Annotated in this window: 20 protein-coding genes; 7 read left to right on the forward strand and 13 right to left on the reverse strand. The window is 56.1% G+C overall.

Going from position 1 to position 22,736, the window contains the following annotated elements:
* Positions 1-30: 30 nt before the first annotated feature.
* The 5 genes from BFV64_RS19620 to BFV64_RS19640 are packed head-to-tail and all read right to left on the reverse strand — an operon-like array spanning position 31 to position 4,692.
* Entirely contained in the window at positions 31-906 is an 876-nt protein-coding gene (locus BFV64_RS19620; RefSeq protein WP_059373189.1) for a MurR/RpiR family transcriptional regulator, read from the reverse strand.
* On the reverse strand, positions 903-1,853 hold the full coding sequence (locus BFV64_RS19625) for an iron-siderophore ABC transporter substrate-binding protein (RefSeq protein ID WP_059373187.1): 951 nt from the start codon (positions 1,851-1,853) through the stop codon (positions 903-905). The genes BFV64_RS19620 and BFV64_RS19625 overlap by 4 nt, the downstream gene beginning before the upstream one ends.
* 9 nt (positions 1,854-1,862) lie before the next feature.
* Positions 1,863-2,903, reverse strand: coding sequence for a FecCD family ABC transporter permease (locus BFV64_RS19630; RefSeq protein WP_059373185.1), 1,041 nt, complete (start codon positions 2,901-2,903; stop codon positions 1,863-1,865).
* Positions 2,900-3,883, reverse strand: coding sequence for a FecCD family ABC transporter permease (locus BFV64_RS19635; RefSeq protein ID WP_014885253.1), 984 nt, complete (start codon positions 3,881-3,883; stop codon positions 2,900-2,902). Before BFV64_RS19635 ends, BFV64_RS19630 begins: the two co-directional genes overlap by 4 nt.
* Entirely contained in the window at positions 3,880-4,692 is an 813-nt protein-coding gene (locus tag BFV64_RS19640) for an ABC transporter ATP-binding protein (protein ID WP_023337806.1), read from the reverse strand. Before BFV64_RS19640 ends, BFV64_RS19635 begins: the two co-directional genes overlap by 4 nt.
* Positions 4,693-5,076: 384 nt before the next feature.
* On the opposite strand from BFV64_RS19640, the gene BFV64_RS19645 reads away from it, so the two are divergent.
* Positions 5,077-7,218, forward strand: coding sequence for a TonB-dependent siderophore receptor (locus tag BFV64_RS19645; RefSeq protein WP_069602367.1), 2,142 nt, complete (start codon positions 5,077-5,079; stop codon positions 7,216-7,218).
* Between the two features lie 83 nt (positions 7,219-7,301).
* Here the strand turns inward: BFV64_RS19645 and parE are convergent, their stop codons facing one another.
* The 6 genes from parE to BFV64_RS19675 form a co-directional block, all read right to left on the reverse strand.
* Entirely contained in the window at positions 7,302-9,194 is a 1,893-nt protein-coding gene (gene parE, locus BFV64_RS19650) for a DNA topoisomerase IV subunit B (protein ID WP_014885256.1), read from the reverse strand.
* 28 nt (positions 9,195-9,222) lie between these two features.
* Positions 9,223-9,804, reverse strand: a complete 582-nt coding sequence (gene yqiA / locus BFV64_RS19655) for an esterase YqiA (protein WP_023331317.1) — start codon at positions 9,802-9,804, stop codon at positions 9,223-9,225.
* Positions 9,804-10,631 (reverse strand): 3',5'-cyclic-AMP phosphodiesterase, encoded by an 828-nt coding sequence (gene cpdA / locus BFV64_RS19660; RefSeq protein WP_069602368.1) that lies wholly within the window; start codon positions 10,629-10,631, stop codon positions 9,804-9,806. The genes yqiA and cpdA overlap by 1 nt, the downstream gene beginning before the upstream one ends.
* Positions 10,632-10,658: 27 nt before the next feature.
* The gene (locus BFV64_RS19665; RefSeq protein WP_003862516.1) at positions 10,659-11,081 is read right to left on the reverse strand and encodes a DUF1249 family protein; all 423 of its coding nucleotides are present in this window, start codon (positions 11,079-11,081) and stop codon (positions 10,659-10,661) included.
* Complete coding sequence (gene nudF / locus BFV64_RS19670; RefSeq protein ID WP_008502974.1) at positions 11,078-11,710, reverse strand: ADP-ribose diphosphatase; 633 nt, start codon at positions 11,708-11,710, stop codon at positions 11,078-11,080. Before nudF ends, BFV64_RS19665 begins: the two co-directional genes overlap by 4 nt.
* Positions 11,711-11,809: 99 nt before the next feature.
* A protein-coding gene (locus BFV64_RS19675) for an IS1 family transposase (RefSeq protein WP_223216367.1) occupies positions 11,810-12,507 on the reverse strand; the annotation gives its coding sequence in 2 pieces (ribosomal slippage) (positions 11,810-12,258 and positions 12,258-12,507; 699 coding nt in all).
* A gap of 178 nt (positions 12,508-12,685) precedes the next feature.
* On the opposite strand from BFV64_RS19675, the gene tolC reads away from it, so the two are divergent.
* The 4 genes from tolC (at position 12,686) to BFV64_RS19695 (ending at position 17,490) form a co-directional block, all read left to right on the forward strand.
* Positions 12,686-14,170 carry an outer membrane channel protein TolC gene (gene tolC / locus BFV64_RS19680; RefSeq protein WP_086527700.1) on the forward strand — a complete coding sequence of 495 codons (1,485 nt, stop codon included), beginning with the start codon at positions 12,686-12,688 and terminating at the stop codon, positions 14,168-14,170.
* A 142-nt stretch (positions 14,171-14,312) separates the two neighbouring features.
* The gene (locus tag BFV64_RS19685) at positions 14,313-15,470 is read left to right on the forward strand and encodes a DDE-type integrase/transposase/recombinase (protein ID WP_045282386.1); all 1,158 of its coding nucleotides are present in this window, start codon (positions 14,313-14,315) and stop codon (positions 15,468-15,470) included.
* Positions 15,471-15,661: 191 nt separating this feature from the next.
* Entirely contained in the window at positions 15,662-16,327 is a 666-nt protein-coding gene (locus tag BFV64_RS19690) for a DUF1190 family protein (protein WP_014885260.1), read from the forward strand.
* A gap of 2 nt (positions 16,328-16,329) precedes the next feature.
* Positions 16,330-17,490, forward strand: coding sequence for a glutathionylspermidine synthase family protein (locus BFV64_RS19695; RefSeq protein WP_047625622.1), 1,161 nt, complete (start codon positions 16,330-16,332; stop codon positions 17,488-17,490).
* A gap of 79 nt (positions 17,491-17,569) precedes the next feature.
* Here BFV64_RS19695 and ygiD read toward each other — a convergent pair whose 3' ends face one another.
* Positions 17,570-18,358, reverse strand: a complete 789-nt coding sequence (gene ygiD / locus BFV64_RS19700; protein WP_069602369.1) for a 4,5-DOPA-extradiol-dioxygenase — start codon at positions 18,356-18,358, stop codon at positions 17,570-17,572.
* Between the two features lie 240 nt (positions 18,359-18,598).
* A protein-coding gene (locus tag BFV64_RS19705; RefSeq protein WP_095033700.1) for an IS1-like element IS1B family transposase occupies positions 18,599-19,296 on the reverse strand; the annotation gives its coding sequence in 2 pieces (ribosomal slippage) (positions 18,599-19,047 and positions 19,047-19,296; 699 coding nt in all).
* 361 nt (positions 19,297-19,657) lie between these two features.
* Between BFV64_RS19705 and BFV64_RS19710 the strand changes: the two genes are divergently transcribed.
* Positions 19,658-20,218 (forward strand): fimbrial protein, encoded by a 561-nt coding sequence (locus BFV64_RS19710; RefSeq protein WP_047625623.1) that lies wholly within the window; start codon positions 19,658-19,660, stop codon positions 20,216-20,218.
* Between the two features lie 75 nt (positions 20,219-20,293).
* Entirely contained in the window at positions 20,294-22,732 is a 2,439-nt protein-coding gene (locus BFV64_RS19715) for a fimbria/pilus outer membrane usher protein (protein WP_069602370.1), read from the forward strand.
* Positions 22,733-22,736 lie beyond the last annotated feature (4 nt).

Consider the following 22,736-nt stretch of genomic DNA (forward strand, 5'->3'; position numbering starts at 1 on the left):
CCACGAGTCGGGGGGGACCCCCGACTGTTTTTAACCGCTTTTCTTCCCCGGCTTTAACCCACGATGCAACTCATTGATACGCTTCATCGACTTAATGGTGCGCTGCGGTTCGGTGGAGGCAACGGATAAAACAATCATCTCCAGACACAGCAGCACCGTGCCATGAAGCGGGATTTTACCCTTCTCTCCGCCACGCGGGACGTGGATCACCACGCTGGCCTCTTTACTGAATTGTGAGTCGGTGGCATTGGTCAGCAAAACGGTGGGGATCCCCAGGCGTTTCGCCTCGCGCAGCGTGGTTTGTCCTTCCCGATGCGCAGATTTTTGCGCCATCATGATCAGCACATCGCCGCGCTGGAGCCCAATCAACTGTTCCGCAAGCCCTATCCCGGTACGGTTGAGCGGCATGGCGGGGAGTCCCATCCGGCTGAACAATCTGGCGGTGTATTCGGCCAGAACCCCGGACGCGCCAATACCAAACAGGGCAACCTGCCTCGCCTGAGCCAGCAGTGAGACCGCCTGCGCCATCGCGAGGCGGTTGTGGGGTTCAGACAAGACGTTACAGGTATGCTGGTGCCCCTCCAGCACGAAATCAATGCTCGCATTGACGTCGCTGGTAAGCGTATTCACCGTGGTGGAGATTTTTTCGCTGGAGGTCACCACCGGACCAAACCACTGCTCCAGCGTCTGCTTGAGATCGCGCAATCCACCAAAACCGAGTGCCTGGATGGCGCGGACGACGGTGGCATCCGACGTTTTAAGCAGCGTCGCGATCTCCATCGCCGTCTGTTCCATCACCGCTTCACGATTTTCATTGATATAGCGCGCCACCAGCAGCAGCCGCGGCGTAAGCTGGTGCGCCCGCGAGCGGAGGCGGTCGCCGAAAACATCGACTTTTCGGCTCATCGTGACGCCTCCGGCAAAGGACGTCCGGCAATCTGCGACTGCACCTGCGCGGCCATGAGCCCTAACGAGGCGAACGAGTTCGAGATGGCCTCTTCGCGCGAGATCAGTACGTAGTGGCCGGTTCGGCAGGCATTCAGGAACTGACACCAGCCGGGCATGACCGCATACATTGCTGCCAGCTCATCCTGCGGTTTGCCGCCCGTATCCCCGCGCCAGGTAGCGAAAACGAAATCAGCATCCAGCTCCGGCAGCCGTTCAGCACTGACGTCAATCCGTCCGCCCTCCGGGATGGACTCAATCAGCGGCGGGAAGGTAAACCCGGCATCACGCAGGACGCGCCCCAGCGAATGGTAGCTATGCATGGCGTTGATTTTCCCCTGATTAGCCTGAATCACCGACACGGTGATTTTGCGTGTGTCGATAGTCGCCTTCAGCGCCTTGATTTGTTCCTGATAGCGGCGTTCAAGAACCTTGAGCCGCGCCTGCGTGCCCGTCAGCTGCGCCAGTTTGCGGTAGATCTCCGGCGCGCCGCCGTCGAGATGATCGATACTCACCGTCGGGGCTATTTTTTCCAGCTGCTCCACCGGCGTGTTGCGGGTCGGCTCGGTAATGATCAGGTCCGGTTTTACCGCGGCGATGGCCTCAATGTCGATATCGGCAGTGCCGATAAATTTGATGTCGGAATTATCGAAGTCGACGCCGGTCAACATGCCGCTGGACCGCAGAAAGTGGCTACCGTCCGGTCGCGTGCGGCCATGGCTCGCCACGGGCGGTACGCCAAGCTCAATCAGTGGAATGGTGATATCCAGATCGTGTAACGAGACGATCCGTTTCGGATGTACCGGTACCACCACTTTCCGGTTCAGATCGTCCGTAAACGTCTGGGTCGGCTCGGCCGCACCCACCGCAAAGCCTACCAGCACCAGCATCGCAAACAGTACGCGCATCATAGTCTCCTAAAATCTGTCCCGACGCTGCCAGAGCAGCAGCAGGAAAAAGGGTCCACCAATCAGTGAAATCACAATGCCCGCAGGCAGCTGCAGCGGGAGGAATGCCAGCCGCCCGACGTTATCCGCCAGCAGCACCAGCAGCGCCCCCAGCACGGCGCTTCCCGTCAGGAGCGCGGTTTGCCCGCCGCGCAGCAGCAGGCGCGCCATATGTGGCGCAATGAGCCCGACAAAACCAATACTGCCCACGCAGGAGACGCAGGCCGCCGTCAGCACCACCGGGGCGAGAACGCGCAGCAGCGCCAGTCGGTTTGTGCGCACCCCCAGTCCCGCCGCCGCGTGGTTGCCGAGCAGCGCCACGTCGGCAGCGCGGGCGGTTAATAACAGCAGCGCAAATGCCGGAAGCGACCAGGCCGCCGCAATGCTGACCAGCGTCCAGTTTGCCGCGTGCAGGCTTCCCGCCAGCCATAGCATCGCCGTCTGCACGTCGCGCACGTCCGCCGTGGTCATAAAGACGCCCATTGCCGCGGCGAAGGCCCATGAAACGCCGATGCCGATCAGAATGAATCGTGGACGCGAAATATCACGCGCCAGGGCCACCACCAGCAGCGCAGTGAGTAGGCCTCCGGCTATGCCGACCAGCGGCCGCCAGCCTAGTCCCAGCGCCGGAAACTGAAAAATCAGCAGCAGTACCGCCGCGCTACAACCCTCTTTCACGCCGATAAGCCCCGGGTCCGCCAGGCCATTGCGGGTAATGGACTGCATTGCCGCGCCAGCCATGCCGAGCATCGCGCCGCACAGTACCGCCATCAGCAGGCGCGGCAGACGGATATCCATCACGATGTAGTGCGTCTCTGGGGTCAGGCTTTCGGGATAAAACAGCGCTCGCCCGATGGCGGATGCGGGGACGGGAAGCGAGCCGTGCGTCAGGCCAAAAGCGGTTAGCAAGCAGGCCGCCAGCGTCAGGACGGCCAGGCACGCCAGCGCTTTTGGACGAACCAGCGCCGAGAAAGCCCCCACGCGTAACGCACGCAATCCAGCCCGGTTCATTTGAACATCCTTGCAGCCATGAAGATAAAGACGGGCGCGCCGACCAGGGCAGTCATGATGCCGGTTGCCAGCTCCCAGGGCGTAAACAGCGTGCGGGCAGCAATGTCCGCCAGCAGCAGAACCAGTGCCCCGCACAAGGCAGACAGCGGCACCATCACGCGCAGATCGACCGACACCACACGGCGAATGAGCTGCGGCACCACAAGGCCGATAAAGCCAATCGGCCCGGCGAGGGAGACCGCCGCCCCGCAGAGCAGCGCGATAGAAAGCAGAGCGAGCAGGCGGGTTTTCAGCAGCGACACGCCCAGCCCCTGCGCCATCCTGTCGCCCATCGCCAGCATATTGAGCGAGGGCGATAACCCGAGCGCCAGCACAAACCCCATGGCTGCCACCCACAGGGCAGCGGCGATCGTTTCACCGCTAAGCCCTGCTAAATCTCCCGCCAGCCAGGTCCGCATGGCGAGCAGCGTCTGTTCATCCAGAATGAGCACCGTGGCGGTAATCGACGCGGCAAACGCCGACATCGCCACGCCGCACAGGGTCACCTTCATCGGCGTGAGCCCGGCGCGGCCGGACGAGGAGAACATCAGTACCAGCAGAAACAGCGCAGCGGCGCCAGCGGCGGCAATCAGTGGGCGTCCAAACGGCAGCGTTAGCCCAAGCGCGCTCGTCAGTACCACCGCCAGTGCCGCCCCGGCATTGAGCCCCAGAATATGCGGTTCGCCGAGCGGGTTGCGGATCACGGATTGCAGCAGCACGCCCGCGACGCCGAGGGCAGCACCTGTCACCATCGCGCCGCAGAGACGCAGCAGCCGCAGTTTGATAATGATGTTATGGTCGAAATTGCGCGGGTCGAAATGGAAGAAGGCCTCCACCACCGTCTTCGGGGCGATAAAACGCGCACCGATACCCAGATGCGCAATCGCGCCCATCGCCAGCAGCAAGGTGAAAAGCAGGAAAGCCAGAGAGGTGCGCATCATGGCTGTTCCGTGACCTGGCGGAACGGCATAAAGAACGGTTTGCCGGTCAGCGGATTGATGGACATATGCACGTCGACATCAAATACCGCTTTAATCAACGCCGGCGTGCAGACGTCGCCCTCATGTAACACGCCCTCCACTTTTCCCTGGCGTAAAAAGACCAGTGAATCACCATAATTCACGGCGAAGTTAAGATCGTGCAGCACCACTACCACGGTACGTCCATGCGCGCGGGTCAGCGTATGCAGCAGCTCCAGGATCTCCACCTGGTAACGGAGATCGAGGAAGGTTGTCGGTTCATCCAGCAGGATATACGGCGTTTGCTGCGCCAGCGCCATGGCGATCCAGCAGCGCTGGCGCTGGCCGCCGGACAGGCTCTCGACAGGCCTATGGGCAAACTCCGCCGTGCCGGTCAGGCGCAGCGCCTCTTCCACTGCCCGCTCGTCTTCGTCGCTCCACTGGCGCATAAAATTCTGCCACGGGAAACGCCCGCGCGAGACCAGCTCGAAAACGGTTAACCCTTCCGGCAGCAGCGGCGACTGCGGCAGGATGCCAAGCTGGCGGGCGACCGCTTTCGTCGGCTGCGCGTGGATTGCCTTGCCGTCGAGAACGGCCGCGCCGCCCAGCGGCTGGAGTAAGCGCGCAATCGTACTCAGCAGCGTCGATTTTCCGCAGCCGTTCGCGCCCACCAGAACGGTTATTTTCTGCTGCGGGATCGTAAGGGAGATATCATCAACGATGATTTTTTTCTGGTAACCGGCAGAAAGATTCTCCAGAACCAGTCCCGGTTTTTGGGTGTTGTGAGCCACGTGAATGCCAACGTAATGAAAAACAGCAATAAATATAAATAAAAATCATTCTCTTTTGAGAGTTTGCCGCCGCGTCATGTAGTAGTCAAGTGAAGAAATACCCTTGAAAAACCAGGGATAACGGGGCATTGATACGCGATACAAAACACAAATAAGTATCTATTTTTCAATCAATTAAATGGTTAACCTTTTGTATTTTCGTCACGTTTCGCCTGTGTAGCCAATTTTTATCTTTTTTCATTTACTACTACATGACTGCATGATTGAATGATTCTCAATTACATGTTCGATGCCGGTTCTGGCTAACGAGCAGACCATTAAGGGCAATGACTCACACATTCTTCCGTGGAGGTGATTCACGGATATTTCGGGATAACAGATGTAATGGCTACGTTCACACCTTCACTCTCTGGGGTAAAAGGGCGCGCGCTCTTTTCTCTGCTGTTTATCGCACCGCTGGTACAGGCCGCAGACGCTAATACGGCTAAAGACGGCGAAACGCTTACCGTTATCGCCGATCCCACTGCCGTGGCGGAGGCCACCAACGGCTACCAGCCGCTGAACACCTCCACCGCGACGCTGACCACCATGCCCATGCTGGATATCCCGCAGGTGGTGAATACCGTCAGCGATAAAGTGCTTGCGGATCAGCACGCTACCACGCTCGATGAAGCGCTGTATAACGTCAGCAACGTGGTTCAGACCAACACCCTGGGCGGTACGCAGGATGCCTTTGTGCGCCGTGGATTTGGCGCGAACCGCGACGGCTCGATCATGACCAACGGTCTGCGTACCGTCCTGCCGCGTAGCTTCAACGCCGCTACCGAACGCGTGGAGGTGCTGAAAGGCCCGGCCTCAACGCTTTATGGCATTCTCGATCCGGGCGGCCTGATTAATGTCGTCACTAAACGCCCGGAGAAAACCTTCGGCGGCGCAATTTCTGCCACCTCCTCCAGCTTTGGCGGCGGCACCGGACAGGTTGACGTGACCGGCCCGATTGACGGGACCCGTCTGGCGTACCGCCTGACAGGGGAGTATCAGGACGAGGACTACTGGCGCAATTTCGGTAACGAACGCAGCACCTTTATCGCCCCCTCCCTGACTTGGTTTGGCGATGATGCCACGGTGACCGTGCTCTATTCCCACCGCGACTATAAAACGCCGTTCGATCGCGGCACGATCTTCGACCTCAACACCAAACAGCCGGTGAACGTCAATCGCAATACCCGTTTTGACGAGCCGTTTAACATCACTGACGGGCAGTCCGATCTCGCTCAGCTTAACGCGGAATACCGCCTTAATAGCCAGTGGACCGCGAAGTTCGACTACAGCTACAGCCAGGATAAATACAGCGATAACCAGGCCCGCGTAATGGCCTACGATGCCAAAACCGGTAACCTGACCCGTCGCGTGGATGCGACCCAGGGCTCAACCCAGCGCATGCACAGCACCCGCGCGGATTTGCAGGGCAACGTGGATATCGCGGGCTTTTACAATGAGATCCTGACCGGCGTGTCGTATGAAAATTACGATCTGCTGCGTACGGACATGATGCGCTGTAAGAACGTCAAAGGATTCAATATTTACCATCCGGTTTACGGCAAACTCGACAAGTGTACAACCGTCTCCGCCGCTGACAGCGACCAGACGCTGAAGCAGGAGAGTTACTCTGCCTACGCGCAGGATGCCCTGTACCTGACCGATAAATGGATCGCCGTCGCCGGGATGCGCTATCAGTATTACACCCAGTACGCCGGTAAAGGCCGTCCTTTCAACGTTAACACCGACAGTCGCGACGAACAGTGGACGCCAAAGCTGGGGCTGGTTTACAAACTCACGCCGTCCGTTTCGCTGTTTGCTAACTACTCCCAGACGTTTATGCCGCAGTCGTCCATTGCGAGCTATATTGGCGACCTGCCGCCGGAAACGTCGAATGCTTACGAAGTGGGCGCAAAGTTCGACCTGTTCGACGGGGTTACTGCCAACATCGCGCTGTTTGATATTCACAAACGCAACGTGCTGTATACCGAAAGCATCGGGGGCGAAACCATCGCCAAAACCGCGGGCCGCGTGCGTTCTCAGGGCGTAGAGGTGGATCTCGCCGGGTCGCTGACGGATAACACCAACATTATCGCCAGCTACGGCTATACCGACGCGAAAGTGCTGGAAGACCCGGACTATGCGGGTAAACCGCTGCCAAACGTACCACGCCATACCGGTTCCCTGTTCCTGACCTACGATATTCATAATGCGTTTGCCGGGAATACGCTGACCCTCGGCGGCGGCGGGCATGGCGTGAGCCGTCGCTCAGCGACCAACGGTGCGGATTATTATCTGCCGGGCTATTTCGTGGCGGATGCGTTTGCGGCGTACAAGATGAAGCTGCAGTATCCGGTGACGCTGCAGGTCAACGTGAAGAACCTGTTTGATAAGACCTACTACACGTCATCTATCGCGACCAATAATCTGGGCAACCAAATCGGCGATCCGCGTGAAGTGCAGTTTACGGTGAAGATGGAGTTTTGATGTAAAAAAGCCCGGTGGCGCTCACGCTTACCGGGCCTACGATCCATTCCCTCTCCCTGTGGGAGAGGGGTAGGGTGAGGGCATCAGGCCTCAATATCCGCCATATCACCCTTCTCCTGCAGCCAGTTACGTCGGTCTTCCGAACGTTTCTTGGCAAGGAGCATATCCATCATGGCATTCGTTTGCTGTTCGTCTTCGTCGCTGATGGTCAGCTGCACCAGACGGCGCGTATTCGGATCCAGCGTCGTTTCACGCAGCTGCATTGGGTTCATCTCACCCAGCCCTTTAAAGCGCTGGACGTTAGGCTTGCCCTTCTTACGCTTCAGCTGTTCCAGCACGCCCGCCTTCTCTTCTTCCGTCAGCGCGTAATAAACCTCTTTGCCGAGGTCGATACGGTACAGCGGCGGCAGCGCCACGTGGACGTGACCGTTTTTCACCAGCGTGCGGAAGTGCTTCACGAACAGCGCGCACAGCAGCGTGGCAATGTGCAGACCATCGGAGTCCGCATCCGCGAGGATACAGATCTTGCCGTAACGCAGCTGGCTCAGATCGTCGCTGTCAGGATCGATACCGATCGCTACGGAAATATCATGCACTTCCTGCGAAGCCAGCACTTCATCTGAAGAGACTTCCCAGGTGTTCAGGATCTTACCCTTAAGCGGCATGATCGCCTGATATTCACGATCGCGCGCCTGTTTGGCCGACCCGCCCGCCGAGTCCCCTTCCACGAGGAACAGCTCGGTACGGTTGAGGTCCTGTGCGGTACAGTCCGCCAGCTTGCCCGGCAGCGCAGGGCCGCTGGTCAGCTTTTTACGTACCACTTTCTTCGCCGCACGCAGACGGCGCTGGGCGCTGGAAATCGCCATTTCAGCCAGCATCTCTGCCGCCTGAACGTTCTGGTTCAGCCACAGGGTAAAGGCATCTTTCACCACGCCGGAGACGAATGCCGCACACTGACGTGACGACAGACGCTCTTTGGTCTGGCCGGCAAACTGCGGATCCTGCATCTTCACGGAGAGCACGTAGGCGCAGCGATCCCAGATATCTTCCGCCGACAGCTTCACGCCGCGCGGCAGAATGTTGCGGTATTCGCAGAACTCGCGCATCGCATCCAGCAGGCCCTGACGCAGGCCGTTGACGTGCGTACCGCCAAGCATGGTGGGAATCAGGTTGACGTAGCTTTCCGTCAGCAGCTCGCCGCCTTCCGGCAGCCACAGCAGCGCCCAGTCCACCGCTTCAGTGTCACCGCTAAAGTTACCGACGAACGGTTTTTCCGGCAGCGTCGGCAGGCCGTTTACCGCTTCGCACAGATAGTCATTAAGACCATCGGCGTAGCACCAGGTCTGCTCGGTGTTGTTGACGTGATCGGTAAAGGTGATTTCTACGCCCGGACACAGCACCGCTTTCGCTTTCAGCAGGTGCGTCAGGCGAGAAACGGAAAAACGCGGGCTGTCGAAGAAGCTTTCGTCTGGCCAGAAGTGGACGCTGGTACCGGTGTTGCGTTTGCCGCACGTGCCGACAACCTGCAAATCCTGCACCTTTTCGCCGTTTTCAAACGCGATGTTATAGACCTGACCGTCGCGACGGACGTTCACTTCCACCCGTTTGGACAGGGCGTTAACCACGGAGATCCCCACGCCGTGCAAACCGCCGGAGAACTGGTAGTTTTTGTTGGAGAACTTACCGCCCGCGTGCAGACGACACAGGATCAGCTCAACGGCAGGCACGCCCTCTTCCGGGTGGATGTCCACCGGCATGCCGCGCCCGTCGTCGATAACTTCCAGCGACTGATCGGCATGCAGGATGACGTCAACGCGTTTGGCATGGCCCGCCAGCGCTTCGTCCACACTGTTATCAATAACTTCCTGGCCCAGGTGGTTTGGGCGCGTTGTATCGGTGTACATCCCCGGGCGGCGGCGAACCGGCTCAAGCCCGGTGAGGACCTCAATGGCATCAGCGTTATAGGTTTGCGTCATGATTTAAACTAGCAATTCGCATTGATTGTCAGTGGCTGTGCAGTCCAAGAAAATCGACAATCTGGGTGAAATGATTCTCAAAGCCCGTGAAAGCATGGTTTCCGCCTTCTTCTATAGTCTGGCGGCAGGATGCGTAATACGCCACTGCCTGGCGGTAATCCAGCACTTCATCACCCGTCTGTTGCAGCAGCCAGATGAGATCCGGCGCTTCAAGCGGGTCGACCTGCATAACTTTGAGATCGTAAATATGGCGTGACTCTAGCACATATTGCTGCCCGGTGTAGGGGTTCTCGTTTTCACCAAGAAAGTCCCTCAGCAGCTCAAATGGCCGTACCGCCGGATTCACCACAACGGCCGGCAGCATAAAGCATTGCGAGAGCCAGGTGGCGTAGTACCCGCCCAGCGATGAGCCGACCACACCAAACGATTCACCGCCGTGTTCAAGCACGATGGATTCGAGCATTTCCGCCGCCTCCGCCGGATAAGGCGGCAGCTGCGGGATAATCATCTCAACATGGGGGTGATGCTCGCTCAGCCACTGGCGAAACTGTGTCGCTTTTGCGGAGCGCGGCGAGCTGTTGAATCCGTGCAGATAAAGGAGAGTAGACATCAATAGCCTTCTGAAGCGGTATCTGGTCGGAATTGCGCGCCTGCCAGACGGCAGACTTCCGTGGTCAGCGTGCCGTCGGCATGCAGTTCCAGCCAGCGCCAGCCTGGCGCGATAGTATCCAGCGTAAAGTTGGCACAGTGCGGTTTAAACTGCACGCAGGTCGACGGCGTCGCCAGCATGCGGCGCCCGTTCCAGTCGAGATCCTGTTCCTGATGAATGTGTCCGCACAGCAGATGTTTCACGCGGGGGAACTTCGTCAGCACGCGATCCAGCGCGGCGGAGTTACGCAGGCTGTGTTGATCGAGCCAGCTGCAGCCCGCCGGGAGCGGATGATGATGCAGCAACAGCAGGGTATGACGTTCAGGTTCGGCAGCCAGTTTGGTCTCCAGCCAGTCGAGTTGAAACTCGCTTAACTCACCGAGCGGGACGCCAAATACCTGGCTGTCCAGCAGCAGGATCTGCCACTTTTCACCCGCAAAAACACACTTCGCCGGAGAAATCCCCGCGTCCTGGAGCGAGCTGTACATCGCGGGCTGGAAATCGTGGTTTCCCGGCAGCCAGACGCAAGGCACGCTAAAGCTCGCGATGCCTTCAGCAAAATGCTGGTAGGCCGCGGAGGATTGGTCCTGCGCCAGATCGCCTGTTGCAACTATCAGATCGCAGTCGCGATGTTCAGCGTGAATGGCGCTAAGTACTGCCTGATAGCTCTCCCAGGTATTCACCCCGAGCAGCGTCTCATGCTTTTCGGCAAAAAGGTGGGTATCGGTGATTTGTAATATCCTGACTGGCGCCCCACCAGCAACAGTCAGGTTCAACAGGCTTTCCAAATGGTGTCCTTAGGTAGGTTTATGACGCTAACAAACCGGAATCGCCATTGCTCCATGTGCTAAACAATATCTTAGCCAGTCGGCTAAAAACTGGTTAATTTGATGCTTTTCGTCGCGTTGATGCAACTTTTTATTCGGATAATCATACCGCGCCTTGAAGCGAAAGATCTGCTGACTCGAACACACTTCAGCGACCATCGCATCATGATAGAGGCGCACCGTCATTGACGGCAGGCTCCAGTAGCTAATGCTGGGCGCCGTTTGTTCAATTTCGACCAGCGTAGTGTAGCGCGTTGATTCTGTTATCGTTAACCGATACTGCGCATTGCTCACCTGATAGCTTACCGTTTCGCCGGGTGCGTCATTTCTCGGCAGCAGGCGGCGCAATTGTGCGAAATTGGTTTCGCACAGGCGCATCATTTCTGGGAAGTCAGGTGTATAGCGCTTCATTTTTTCCACTCGTTTCGTAATGTCTGATAATGCAGTTGCAGCCATTGCAGGGCAATGACAGACGCTGCGTTGTCGATTTTCCCCTCTTCTACCCACTGATAAGCCTGTTCCCGGCTCACCACATGAACCCGAATATCTTCGTTTTCATCAGCCAGACCGTGGATCCCTTCCGCCGTCGTGGCGTCCACTTCGCCCACCATGATGGACAAGCGCTCGCTGGTGCCCCCCGGGCTCGCCAGATAACTCAACACCGGTTTTGTACGACCAACCACCAGCCCGGCCTCTTCCAGCGCCTCGCGGCGGGCGACGTCTTCAACCGTCTCGCCCTCTTCGATCATCCCGGCCACCATCTCCAGCAGCCACGGGCTCTCACTGACGTCATACGCGGCGATGCGGATCTGCTCCACCAGCACAACTTCGTCACGCACTGGGTCAAAGGGTAGCAAGACAGCCGCATGCCCGCGCTCAAAAATTTCGCGTCTGATTTCGCCGCTCATTTCACCGTTAAACAGGCGATGCCTGAAACGGTAAAGATCCATTGAAAAAAAACCGCTATAAAGCGTTTCTCGTGCAATAATTTCTACATCGTTTTTGGCGAATGTCACGGGCAACTTTTCTGGTTTTTGCATGAGTCGAGTCCTGGTAGCAATGGTGATGAAATTGTGAATTTCAAGGCTGTTTGGCTGCCGTTTGTAAGGCTATATGGTAGATTGGGTAATGACTCCAACTTACTGATAGTGTTTTATGTTCAGATAATGCCCGATGACCTTGTCATGCAGCTCCACCGATTTTGAGAACGACAGTGACTTCCGTCCCAGCCTTGCCAGATGTTGTCTCAGATTCAGGTTATGCCGCTCAATTCGCTGAGTGTAACGCTTGCTGATTACGTGCAGCTTTCCCTTCAGGCGGGATTCATACAGCGGCCAGCCATCCGTCATCCATACCACGACCTCAAAGGCCGACAGCAGGCTCAGAAGACGCTCCAGTGTGGCCAGAGTGCGTTCACCGAAGACGTGCGCCACAACCGTCCTCCGTATCCTGTCATACGCGTAAAACAGCCAGCGCTGACGTGATTTAGCACCGACGTAGCCCCACTGTTCGTCCATTTCAGCGCAGACAATCACATCACTGCCCGGCTGTATGCGCGAGGTTACCGACTGCGGCCTGAGTTTTTTAAGTGACGTAAAATCGTGTTGAGGCCAACGCCCATAATGCGGGCGGTTGCCCGGCATCCAACACCATTCATGGCCATATCAATGATTTTCTGGTGTGTACCGGGCTGAGAGGCGGTGTAAGTGAACTGTAGCTGCCATGTTTTACGGCAGTGAGAGCAGAGATAGCGCTGATGTCCGGCAGTACTTTTACCGTTACGCACCACGCCTTCAGTAGCTGAGCAGGAGGGACAACTGATGGAGATGGAAGCCACGGGAGCACCTCAAAAACACCATCGTACACTAAATCAGTAAGTTGGCACCATTACCGGTAGATTGTTGCAAATTACCGCCAGATGGCACGTAACGCCAACCTTTTGGTGTGGATGATTCTGTTAGAATCGGCAATTATTTTTTAATTAGATCAGCGCTAATACTGCTTCACAACAAGGAATGCAAATGAAGAAATTGCTCCCCATCCTTATCGGCCTGAGCCTGACGGGCTTCAGTGCAATGAGCCAGGCGGAAAACCTGTTACAGGTCTACCAGCAGGCACGTCTGGGCAACCCTGATTTACGTAAATCAGCGGCCGATCGTGATGCTGCGTTTGAAAAGATTAACGAAGCGCGTAGCCCACTGCTGCCGCAGTTAGGTTTAGGTGCAGATTATACCTACAGCAACGGTTTCCGCGACGCTAACGGCGTTAACTCCAATGCTACCAGCGCCTCACTGCAATTAACACAGACGCTGTTTGATATGTCCAAATGGCGTGCCCTGACCCTGCAGGAAAAGAGCGCGGGTATTCAGGACGTCACCTATCAGACCGATCAGCAGACGCTGATCCTGAACACGGCCACCGCGTATTTCAACGTGCTGAGCGCCATCGACGCGCTCTCCTACACTGAAGCGCAGAAACAGGCGATTTACCGTCAGTTGGATCAAACCACCCAGCGCTTCAACGTGGGTCTAGTAGCGATCACCGACGTACAGAACGCCCGTTCACAGTACGACACCGTGCTGGCTAACGAAGTGACCGCGCGTAATAACCTCGACAACGCGCTCGAAGCGCTGCGTCAGGTCACCGGCAACTACTATCCTGAGCTGGCCTCTCTGAACGTGGACAGCTTTAAGACGGATAAACCGCAGGCGGTTAACGCGCTGCTGAAAGAGGCGGAAAACCGCAACCTGAGCTTGCTGCAGGCGCGTCTGAGCCAGGATCTGGCCCGCGAGCAAATTCGTCAGGCGCAGGACGGCCACCTGCCAACCCTGAGCCTGAGCGCGTCTACCGGCGTCTCTGATACCAGCTACAGCGGCTCTAAAACCAATACGTCACAGTATGACGACAGCAATATGGGCCAGAATAAAGTGGGCCTGAGCTTCTCCCTGCCGCTGTACCAGGGTGGTCAGGTTAACTCGCAGGTGAAACAGGCGCAGTACAACTTTGTTGGCGCGAGCGAGCAGCTGGAAAGCGCGCACCGCAACGTGGTGCAGACCGTTCGCTCTTCCTTCAACAACGTGAACGCCTCTATCAGCAGCATCAATGCCTATAAACAGGCCGTGGTGTCTGCACAGAGCTCCCTGGACGCGATGGAAGCCGGTTACTCCGTGGGTACACGTACGATTGTTGACGTGCTCGACGCGACCACCACGTTGTACAACGCGAAACAGCAGCTCTCCAGCGCACGTTACCAGTACCTGATTAACCAGCTGAACATCAAACAGGCTCTGGGTACGCTGAACGAGCAGGATCTGCAGATGCTGAACAGCACGTTGGGCAAACCGGTTTCAACGTCGCCAGAAAGCGTCGCGCCTGAGAACCCGGATCAGGTTGCCGCCGTTGATAACTTCAACGCTAACGGTAGCACCCCTGCGGCACAGCCAGCCGCCGCGCGTAGCACGGCCCCCGCAAGCAGCGGTTCTAACCCGTTCCGTCATTAAGCATTGCCCGATGGCGCTTCGCTTATCGGGCCTACTTAATCGTAGGCCGGGTAAGCGAAGGGTATGAACCGGAAACATGGGTAACACTTTAGACCGGATACATGGGTAACAGTTATAACTGGCATAGAAGAGGAGACTCGCTATGCCCTGGACTGAGACCCGACCTATGCAACGCCTTGATTTTATCCGTGCCTGCCATGCAGGTACGGACTCCTTCTCCGCGCTTTGCCGTCTTTTTGGCATCAGCCGTAAAACCGGCTATAAATGGCTTCAGCGTTTTGACCCTTCTGACCTGTCATCTCTCTCGGACCGGTCGCGTGCGCCACGCTCCCACTCCCGGACGGTTCCTGATGATATCGCCGGACACCTGACTGCCCTGCGTCAAAAACACCCTGACTGGGGGCCAAAAAAACTGCGGATGTGGTTGCTCAATCATCACGTCGATTTTACCGTACCTGCCGCCAGCACTATCGGCGATATCCTCAAGCGCGAAGGCCTGGTTCCGGATAAAAAACGAAAACGCAGAACACCAGGCAATCGCCAGCCCCTGACCATCATCAGTGAGAACAATCAGGTCTGGAGCGCTGATTTTAAAGGCAAGTTCAGGCTGCTCAGCAGAGAGTACTGCCATCCTTTCACCCTGACCGATAATCACAGCCGGTATCTGCTCAGCTGCCGGGGAACACACCGTGAGAGTGAACCCTTTGTCAGAGAGTGCCTGACGGATGCGTTCCTGGAATATGGTCTGCCGGAAGTGCTTAGAACCGATAACGGCCAGCCCTTCGCGGGAACAGGAATAGCCGGATTAAGTCGTCTTGCCGTCTGGCTAATCAAGCTGGGCATCAGGCCGGAGCGTATCAGAAAGGGGCATCCGGAAGAAAATGGCCGCCATGAGCGAATGCACCGCTCCCTGAAAAGTGCGGTGAAACAGGGCAACACCTTCATGACGATGGAAGAACAACAGCGGTGGTTCAGTGACTACCGGAAAGAATTTAACTACGAAAGGCCGCATGAAGCACTGGCGGGAGCAACGCCCGGAACGGTATGGCAACCCTCAAACCGACACTGGGATGGCCGTGTTCCTGAATATGCTTATCCGGAAGGAGGTACAGTCTACAGGGTGAAATCGAGGGGGACCCTCTATATGGGAAAAAAGGGTACGGTGTTCCTGAGTGAAGCACTGACTGGGGAGTACATCATGCTGGAAGAACAAGATGATGGCCTTGAGGCCATCATCTTTAATGGGATAACGCTTGCGTACTACGACCGAAAAACCCAGAGTGTGCTCCGGATAGACTAAAAGTGTTACCTATGTTCCCGGTCTGATCTGTCACCTATGTATCCGGTCATACAGAAGCGCCACCCGGCGCAAAATCACACCCGAACGTAAGCCAACGTAAAGATCCCCCTGATTCCGCCCCTCTTCGCTTCATTTTCAACCACTCATCCTCTATCCTGAGCGTTATTACCACTGGGTCCTGGAAGACAAATATGAAACGGACAAAAACGATTAATCACGCGTCGTTCCGCAAAAGCTGGAATGCGCGCCACCTCACGCCCGTTGCGCTGGCGGTTACGGCTGTCTTTATGCTGGCAGGCTGTGAGAAAAACGACGAAACGGTTTCGCTGTATCAAAACGCAGATGACTGTTCCGCTGCAACCGGTCAGGCCGCAGAATGTAAGACGGCGTACACCAACGCGCTGAAAGAAGCGGAACGCACTGCGCCGAAGTATGCCTCACGTGAAGACTGTGTGGCGGAGTTTGGTGAAGGCCAGTGCCAGCAGACGCCAGCTCAGGCAGGTATGGCGCCGGAAAATCAGGCGCAGGCGCAGTCCAGCGGCAGCTTCTGGATGCCATTAATGGCAGGTTACATGATGGGCCGCCTGATGGGTGGCGGCGCGGGTTACCAGCAGCAGCCGCTGTTTAGCTCGAAAAACCCGGCCAGCCCGGCCTATGGTCAATATACCGATGCCAGCGGCAAAGGCTACGGCGCAGCAACCCCGGGCCGTACCGTGACCGTTCCGAAAACCGCAATGGCGCCGAAACCTGCGACCACCAACACCATTACTCGCGGTGGGTTTGGTGAGTCTGTGGCGAAACAGACCAGCATGCAGCGCAGTGCGTCAGGCACCTCTAGTCGCTCAATGGGCGGCTGATCATGGAACGAGTCAGTATTACCGAGCGCCCGGACTGGCGCGAAAAAGCGACCGAGTACGGGTTTAACTTCCACACCATGTACGGGGAACCGTACTGGTGTGAAGATGCTTACTACAAGCTCACGCTCGCTCAGGTGGAAAAGCTTGAAGACGTGACCGCAGAACTGCACCAGATGTGCCTGAAAGTGGTGGAGAAAGTCATCGACAGCGACGAGCTGATGACCAAATTCCGCATTCCAAAGCACACCTGGAGCTTTGTCCGTCAGTCATGGAAAACGAATCAGCCTTCGCTCTACTCTCGCCTCGATCTGGCATGGGACGGCGTGGGCGAGCCTAAGCTTCTGGAAAACAACGCGGATACGCCAACCTCTCTGTACGAGGCGGCATTCTTCCAGTGGATTTGGCTGGAAGATCAGATGAACGCCGGAAACCTGCCGGCAGGCAGCGACCAGTTCAACAGCCTGCAGGAGAAGCTTATCGCGCGTTTCGCCGAGCTGCGCGAGCAGTTTGGCTTCAACCTGCTGCACCTCGCCTGCTGCCGCGACACGGAAGAAGACCGTGGAACGGTGCAGTATCTGCAGGACTGTGCCGCCGAAGCCGACGTGGCGACTGAATTCCTTTATATCGAAGATATCGGTTTGGGAGAAAAAGGTCAGTTTACGGATATGCAGGATCAGGTGATCAGCAACCTCTTCAAGCTCTATCCGTGGGAATACATGCTGCGCGAAATGTTCTCCACCAAGCTGGAAGATGCGGGCGTGCGCTGGCTGGAGCCGGCATGGAAAAGCATTATCTCTAACAAAGCTCTGCTGCCGATGCTGTGGGAAATGTTCCCGAACCACTCAAACCTGCTGCCAGCGTATTTTGCAGAAGATGATTTCCCGCCGATGGAGAAATACGTCGTTAAGCCGATTTTCTCCCGCGAAGGCGCGAACGTGTCGATTATCGAAAACGGCAAAACGGTGGAAGCGGTTGAAGGACCGTACGGCGAAGAAGGGATGATCGTCCAGGCATTCTATCAACTGCCGAAGTTTGGCGACAGCTATACGCTGATTGGCAGCTGGCTGATTAACGACCAGCCCGCCGGGATTGGCATTCGCGAAGATCGCGCGCTTATCACGCAGGATCTGTCACGGTTCTATCCGCATATTTTTGTAGAGTAAGATCTGCCGGGTGGCGGCTTCGCCTGACCCGGCCTACGGTTTTGTAGGCCCGGTAAGCGTAGCGCCACCGGGCATGTTTTCACCCTACCTGCACCGACAGCATACTCAAACTACCCATCTCAATACCATCGACCGGGAGTGTCACCGGCTCCTGACCATCCCACGCGCCAAGAACGTACAGCAGCGGCAGGAAGTGTTCCGGCGTCGGGTTAGAGAGCGAACCGCCTTCGTGATCCAGATAGTTCACTAACGGGTGCTCTTCACCCGGTCCCTGCCAGGTCAGATTGGCTTTCACGTAATCGTTGAAAGCAGTAGCCCACGGGTACGGCGTATTTTCACCGTGCCAGCGTGCCGTGCGCAGGTTATGCACCACGTTGCCGCTCGCCACCAGCATGATGCCTTCATCACGCAGCGTCGCCAGCTTACGCCCCATTTCCAGATGCCAGGCTGCCGGTTTGGTGCTGTCGATGCTGAGCTGCACCATCGGGATATCCGCATCAGGATACATTTTAATCAGCACGCCCCACGAGCCGTGGTCAAAGCCCCAGGCCTCTTTATCCAGCGCTACAGGAACAGGCGCCAGCAGTTCGACCAGACGCTCTGCCAGTGCAGGCGAGCCCGGTGCCGGATAGTGCGTGTCATAAAGCGCCTGCGGGAAGCCGCCAAAATCATGTATGGTTTTTGGCGTTTCCATGGCGGTCACGCCCGTTCCCCGGGTGAACCAGTGTGCAGATACCACCACAGTCGCTTTCGGCCGCGGCAACGTCTCCCCCAGCTGACGCCAGGCGCGGGTATAGACGTTGTCTTCGAGAACATTCATTGGGCTTCCGTGGCCTATAAACAGGGCGGGCATACGGGAAGAAGTCATGATGATATCCTTACAGAAGGTGTTAATTTAATGGTGCTACATTACGCGCAATCTGGCGCAGATGAACGCAGATAAGCATGAAGATCATCATCAGGAAATTTGAACATCCGGAACAACATAAGAAAAAATGAATGTCAGTGATGAGATTGAACCTGATTCAGCGCCAGGCAGCAGGCATCGGCGGTGGCAAACATACTAAAAATTAATAAATTCAATGAAAAAATAGGTAATGACTCCAACTTATTGATAGTGTTTTATGTTCAGATAATGCCCGATGACTTTGTCATGCAGCTCCACCGATTTTGAGAACGACAGCGACTTCCGTCCCAGCCGTGCCAGGTGCTGCCTCAGATTCAGGTTATGCCGCTCAATTCGCTGCGTATATCGCTTGCTGATTACGTGCAGCTTTCCCTTCAGGCGGGATTCATACAGCGGCCAGCCATCCGTCATCCATATCACCACGTCAAAGGGTGACAGCAGGCTCATAAGACGCCCCAGCGTCGCCATAGTGCGTTCACCGAATACGTGCGCAACAACCGTCTTCCGGAGCCTGTCATACGCGTAAAACAGCCAGCGCTGGCGCGATTTAGCCCCGACGTATCCCCACTGTTCGTCCATTTCCGCGCAGACGATGACGTCACTGCCCGGCTGTATGCGCGAGGTTACCGACTGCGGCCTGAGTTTTTTAAATGGCGGAAAATCGTGTTGAGGCCAACGCCCATAATGCGGGCGGTTGCCCGGCATCCAACGCCATTCATGGCCATATCAATGATTTTCTGGTGCGTACCGGGTTGAGAAGCGGTGTAAGTGAACTGCAGTTGCCATGTTTTACGGCAGTGAGAGCAGAGATAGCGCTGATGTCCGGCAGTGCTTTTGCCGTTACGCACCACCCCGTCAGTAGCTGAACAGGAGGGACAGCTGATAGAAACAGAAGCCACTGGAGCACCTCAAAAACACCATCATACACTAAATCAGTAAGTTGGCAGCATCACCAAAAAATAGTACTCACTGATAGTCTCTTTTTTTTACACGTATTTTTACATTTATTTATTTCCTGAAAGTCAACTTTTAAATAAGACATTATTATCGCTAATATGACCTTTGTTTCACGCGACTGAAAAATCCATTTTTCGCTGTTAATCCGATACTAAAGATCACTTCAGATTATATTTTAATGTTGACTACATTTATTTTTAAGAGCAATTAATCGCACTCACTCTTTTTTCACAGGTATAATCTCATGGTAATTTTCTGAAAATTAATATTCAGAGTATGAATTCATTGGAAAAGGATATTTTCATGCATGCAGGTAAAAAAGCACTGTTAGCCGTTGCGATGGCGACAATTATCTCTGGTTCAGCATTTGCCGCCGATCAGGGCTCCGGGAAAATTAAATTTAAAGGCGTTGTTATTGACGCGCCTTGCAGCATTGCACCAGACAGCGTTGATAAAGAGGTGGATCTCGGCGAAGTGACCACCGCCGTCATCAATGCAAACAAGAAGTCCACCCCCGTAGCGGTAGATATTAACCTGCAGAACTGCGTTCTGTCAGATCCCGACGATGAGACGGCGACGCCAATAACCAAAGTGGAAGTGACGTTCAGCAGCACCGCCACCTACGCATCAGATACCAGCCTTCTGAGCAACACCTATGCAAGCGGTGCTGAAAACGTCGGTGTCCGTCTGCTGGACAACGACGAAGCAAACATCACCCTTGGCTCGGCAAAAACGGTGGATCTGCTGCCTAATTCAGACACCCAGACGCTGCACTTTAAAGCGCGCATGGAAGTGCCAACAGGTACCACTGCCACCGCGGGCCAGGTTGAAGCTAACGCCAACTATGTGCTGATGTATAAATAACGATTAAACATGATCCGTTATACCGACTGGTGATGTTTACCAGTCGGCTTTTTTATTTATTCGAGTAACAGAATGATGAAAAATAAATCACAATCGATAATCATCATTACTGCCATCTTGCTTGCGCACGCCGTCTCTGCCACTGAATTTAATATTAATGCTATCGATAAAGATTTAAGGTCGGGCATTGATCTTTCTCGCTTTAAAGAAGAGACGTCCGTTACGCCAGGACGTTATTTTGTCACCGTCGCGATCAACGATATTCCACTGGCAAACGGCTGGGAACTGACCTGGAAAGAGGTTGATAACAAAGCCGAAGTCTGTATTCCCGCAGAACTGGCAGACACCTTTGGCTTGCAGGACACTATTCGTCAGACCCTAACGCTTAAACAGGGCTGCGTGGATTTTACCCCGCAGGCGGATATTAAATTCCGCTTCGAGCAATCAACCCAAACGCTGCACGTCACCGTACCTCAGGCCATGATGCAATTTCGTCCGAACGACTGGATGCCCCCCTCCACCTGGGACAACGGCGTGGCCGGCGTGCTGCTGGACTACAACCTCTTTGCCAGCCATTATCAGCCGCAGGAAGGTAGCAGCACGGATAACGCGAACGCCTACGGTACCGCAGGTGCCAACCTGGGTGCATGGCGGCTACGTAGCGATTATCAGTACAATCAAACGCATGCCGAGGGAGGGTCAACCCATAACGGCCGCTTCTCACGCGTCTATATGTTCCGTCCTCTGCCGACGCTTGGCGCGAAACTGACGCTGGGTGAGACAGACTTTCAGTCCGCTATCTTTGATGCCTTTACCTATACCGGGGCGTCGCTGGTCAGCGATGAGCGCATGCTGCCCTGGTCTCTTCGCGGCTATGCACCGCAAATCGCCGGGATTGCGCAAACTAATGCCACCGTCACGGTGAGTCTCGCCGACCGCGTGATTTATCAAACTAAGGTGCCACCCGGCCCGTTTGTAATTCAGGATTTGAACCAATCCGTCCAGGGCACGCTGGACGTTAAAATTACCGAAGACGATGGCCGCGTGAGCACGTTTCAGGTGTCCGCCGCCTCCGTGCCCTTCCTGACGCGCAAGGGCCAGGTTCGCTACAAGCTTGCCGTGGGCAAACCCCGCGAAGATGCATCGCATGCCCTTGAAGACAGTGCCTTTATGAGCGGCGAGTTCTCGTGGGGCCTGTTCTCCAACACCTCACTGTACGGCGGCACGCTCGCCGATGGCGATAACTATCGCTCCATCGCAGCGGGCATCGGGCAAAACCTCGCGCTGATCGGGGCCCTCTCCTTCGATGTGACCCAGGCGACCAGCCAGCTCCCGAACAAGCCCTCTCAGACGGGTTACAGCTATCGCTTCAACTACAGCAAACGCTTTGATACCACGGGAAGCCAGCTTACCCTGGCCAGCTACCGCTACTCCGACCCGCAATTCCTCAGCTACGCACGCTTCCTGGACAGCGAAAATAATGACAGCCAGTCGGAAAAACAGACGTTTAGCATCACGGCCAGCCAGTACATTCCCGCGCTGTCACTCAATCTCTACCTTAGCCTGCTCCGGCAAACCTGGTGGGACGAAGCGCCATCCAATACGGGCAGCCTGACCGCGGGGTATAACTTCGATCTGGGCCGCTGGAAAAACCTTGGCGTTTCGGCATCGTTCAGCAAAACCCACTATGAAGATCGCGAGGACGACAATCAGTTCTACCTGTCTCTCAGCGTGCCGCTGGATCCTGACCATCGCCTCAGCTATGACCTGCGCAACAGCGACAACCTGAGCCAGACCCTCTCGTGGTACGACACCTCTGATAAGAACAACACCTGGGGCGTTTCTGCCGGTACCGAAAGTCAGCAGACCGATGCAGGCGCGCAGTTCAGCGGAAACTACCAGCACTACTCCCCGCTCGGCGATCTCAACGTTTCCGGAAGTTATAAGGCGAATGACTACAGCTCCCTCAGCGCCAGCTGGAATGGGTCCTTCACCGGTACGGCAAAAGGCATGGCCCTGCACCGCCGCAGCTACGGCAACGAACCGCGTGTCATGGTGAGCACGGACGGCATCAGCAATATTCCGCTAAACATGTCGCGTGACCAGACCAACGCCTTCGGGATCGGGGTGCTTCCTTCGTTCTCCAGCTACTCACCGTCGAGCGTGCAGGTCAACCTGAACGATCTCCCCGAAGGCGTAGACGTGGATAACCGCGTCATGACTTCGACCTGGACAGAAGGGGCCATCGGCTACCGCCAGATCGCCACCCGGGCGGGAAATGATGTTCTGGGCATCCTGCGAACCGCATCAGGCATGCCGCCGCTGGGCGCGCGCGTCCAGATGGCGGATAGCGGTAAAGACGTGGGTATCGTTGCCGACGAGGGCCATGTCTGGCTGGGCGCCGTACAGCCCGAGCAGCAATTCCTGGTAACCTGGGGCGACGCCAGCCAGTGTCGCTTCACGCTACCTTCACACCTCACTAACCTTTCGCAGCTTATGCTGCCGTGTCAGTAAATTA

The sequence above is a fragment of the Enterobacter kobei genome (assembly GCF_001729765.1).
In the GTDB taxonomy this organism is placed as follows: domain Bacteria; phylum Pseudomonadota; class Gammaproteobacteria; order Enterobacterales; family Enterobacteriaceae; genus Enterobacter; species Enterobacter kobei.

Excerpts from the sequence above, each read along its gene's own strand:
- BFV64_RS19620 (WP_059373189.1), bottom strand. The coding sequence starts at position 906 with ATGAGCCGAAAAGTCGATGTTTTCGGCGACCGCCTCCGCTCGCGGGCG.
- BFV64_RS19625 (WP_059373187.1), bottom strand. The coding sequence starts at position 1,853 with ATGCGCGTACTGTTTGCGATGCTGGTGCTGGTAGGCTTTGCGGTGGGT.
- BFV64_RS19630 (WP_059373185.1), bottom strand. The coding sequence starts at position 2,903 with ATGAACCGGGCTGGATTGCGTGCGTTACGCGTGGGGGCTTTCTCGGCG.
- BFV64_RS19635 (WP_014885253.1), bottom strand. The coding sequence starts at position 3,883 with ATGATGCGCACCTCTCTGGCTTTCCTGCTTTTCACCTTGCTGCTGGCG.
- BFV64_RS19645 (WP_069602367.1), top strand. The coding sequence starts at position 5,077 with ATGGCTACGTTCACACCTTCACTCTCTGGGGTAAAAGGGCGCGCGCTC.
- parE (WP_014885256.1), bottom strand. The coding sequence starts at position 9,194 with ATGACGCAAACCTATAACGCTGATGCCATTGAGGTCCTCACCGGGCTT.
- yqiA (WP_023331317.1), bottom strand. The coding sequence starts at position 9,804 with ATGTCTACTCTCCTTTATCTGCACGGATTCAACAGCTCGCCGCGCTCC.
- BFV64_RS19665 (WP_003862516.1), bottom strand. The coding sequence starts at position 11,081 with ATGAAGCGCTATACACCTGACTTCCCAGAAATGATGCGCCTGTGCGAA.
- nudF (WP_008502974.1), bottom strand. The coding sequence starts at position 11,710 with ATGCAAAAACCAGAAAAGTTGCCCGTGACATTCGCCAAAAACGATGTA.
- tolC (WP_086527700.1), top strand. The coding sequence starts at position 12,686 with ATGCAAATGAAGAAATTGCTCCCCATCCTTATCGGCCTGAGCCTGACG.
- BFV64_RS19685 (WP_045282386.1), top strand. The coding sequence starts at position 14,313 with ATGCCCTGGACTGAGACCCGACCTATGCAACGCCTTGATTTTATCCGT.
- BFV64_RS19690 (WP_014885260.1), top strand. The coding sequence starts at position 15,662 with ATGAAACGGACAAAAACGATTAATCACGCGTCGTTCCGCAAAAGCTGG.
- BFV64_RS19695 (WP_047625622.1), top strand. The coding sequence starts at position 16,330 with ATGGAACGAGTCAGTATTACCGAGCGCCCGGACTGGCGCGAAAAAGCG.
- ygiD (WP_069602369.1), bottom strand. The coding sequence starts at position 18,358 with ATGACTTCTTCCCGTATGCCCGCCCTGTTTATAGGCCACGGAAGCCCA.
- BFV64_RS19710 (WP_047625623.1), top strand. The coding sequence starts at position 19,658 with ATGCATGCAGGTAAAAAAGCACTGTTAGCCGTTGCGATGGCGACAATT.
- BFV64_RS19715 (WP_069602370.1), top strand. The coding sequence starts at position 20,294 with ATGAAAAATAAATCACAATCGATAATCATCATTACTGCCATCTTGCTT.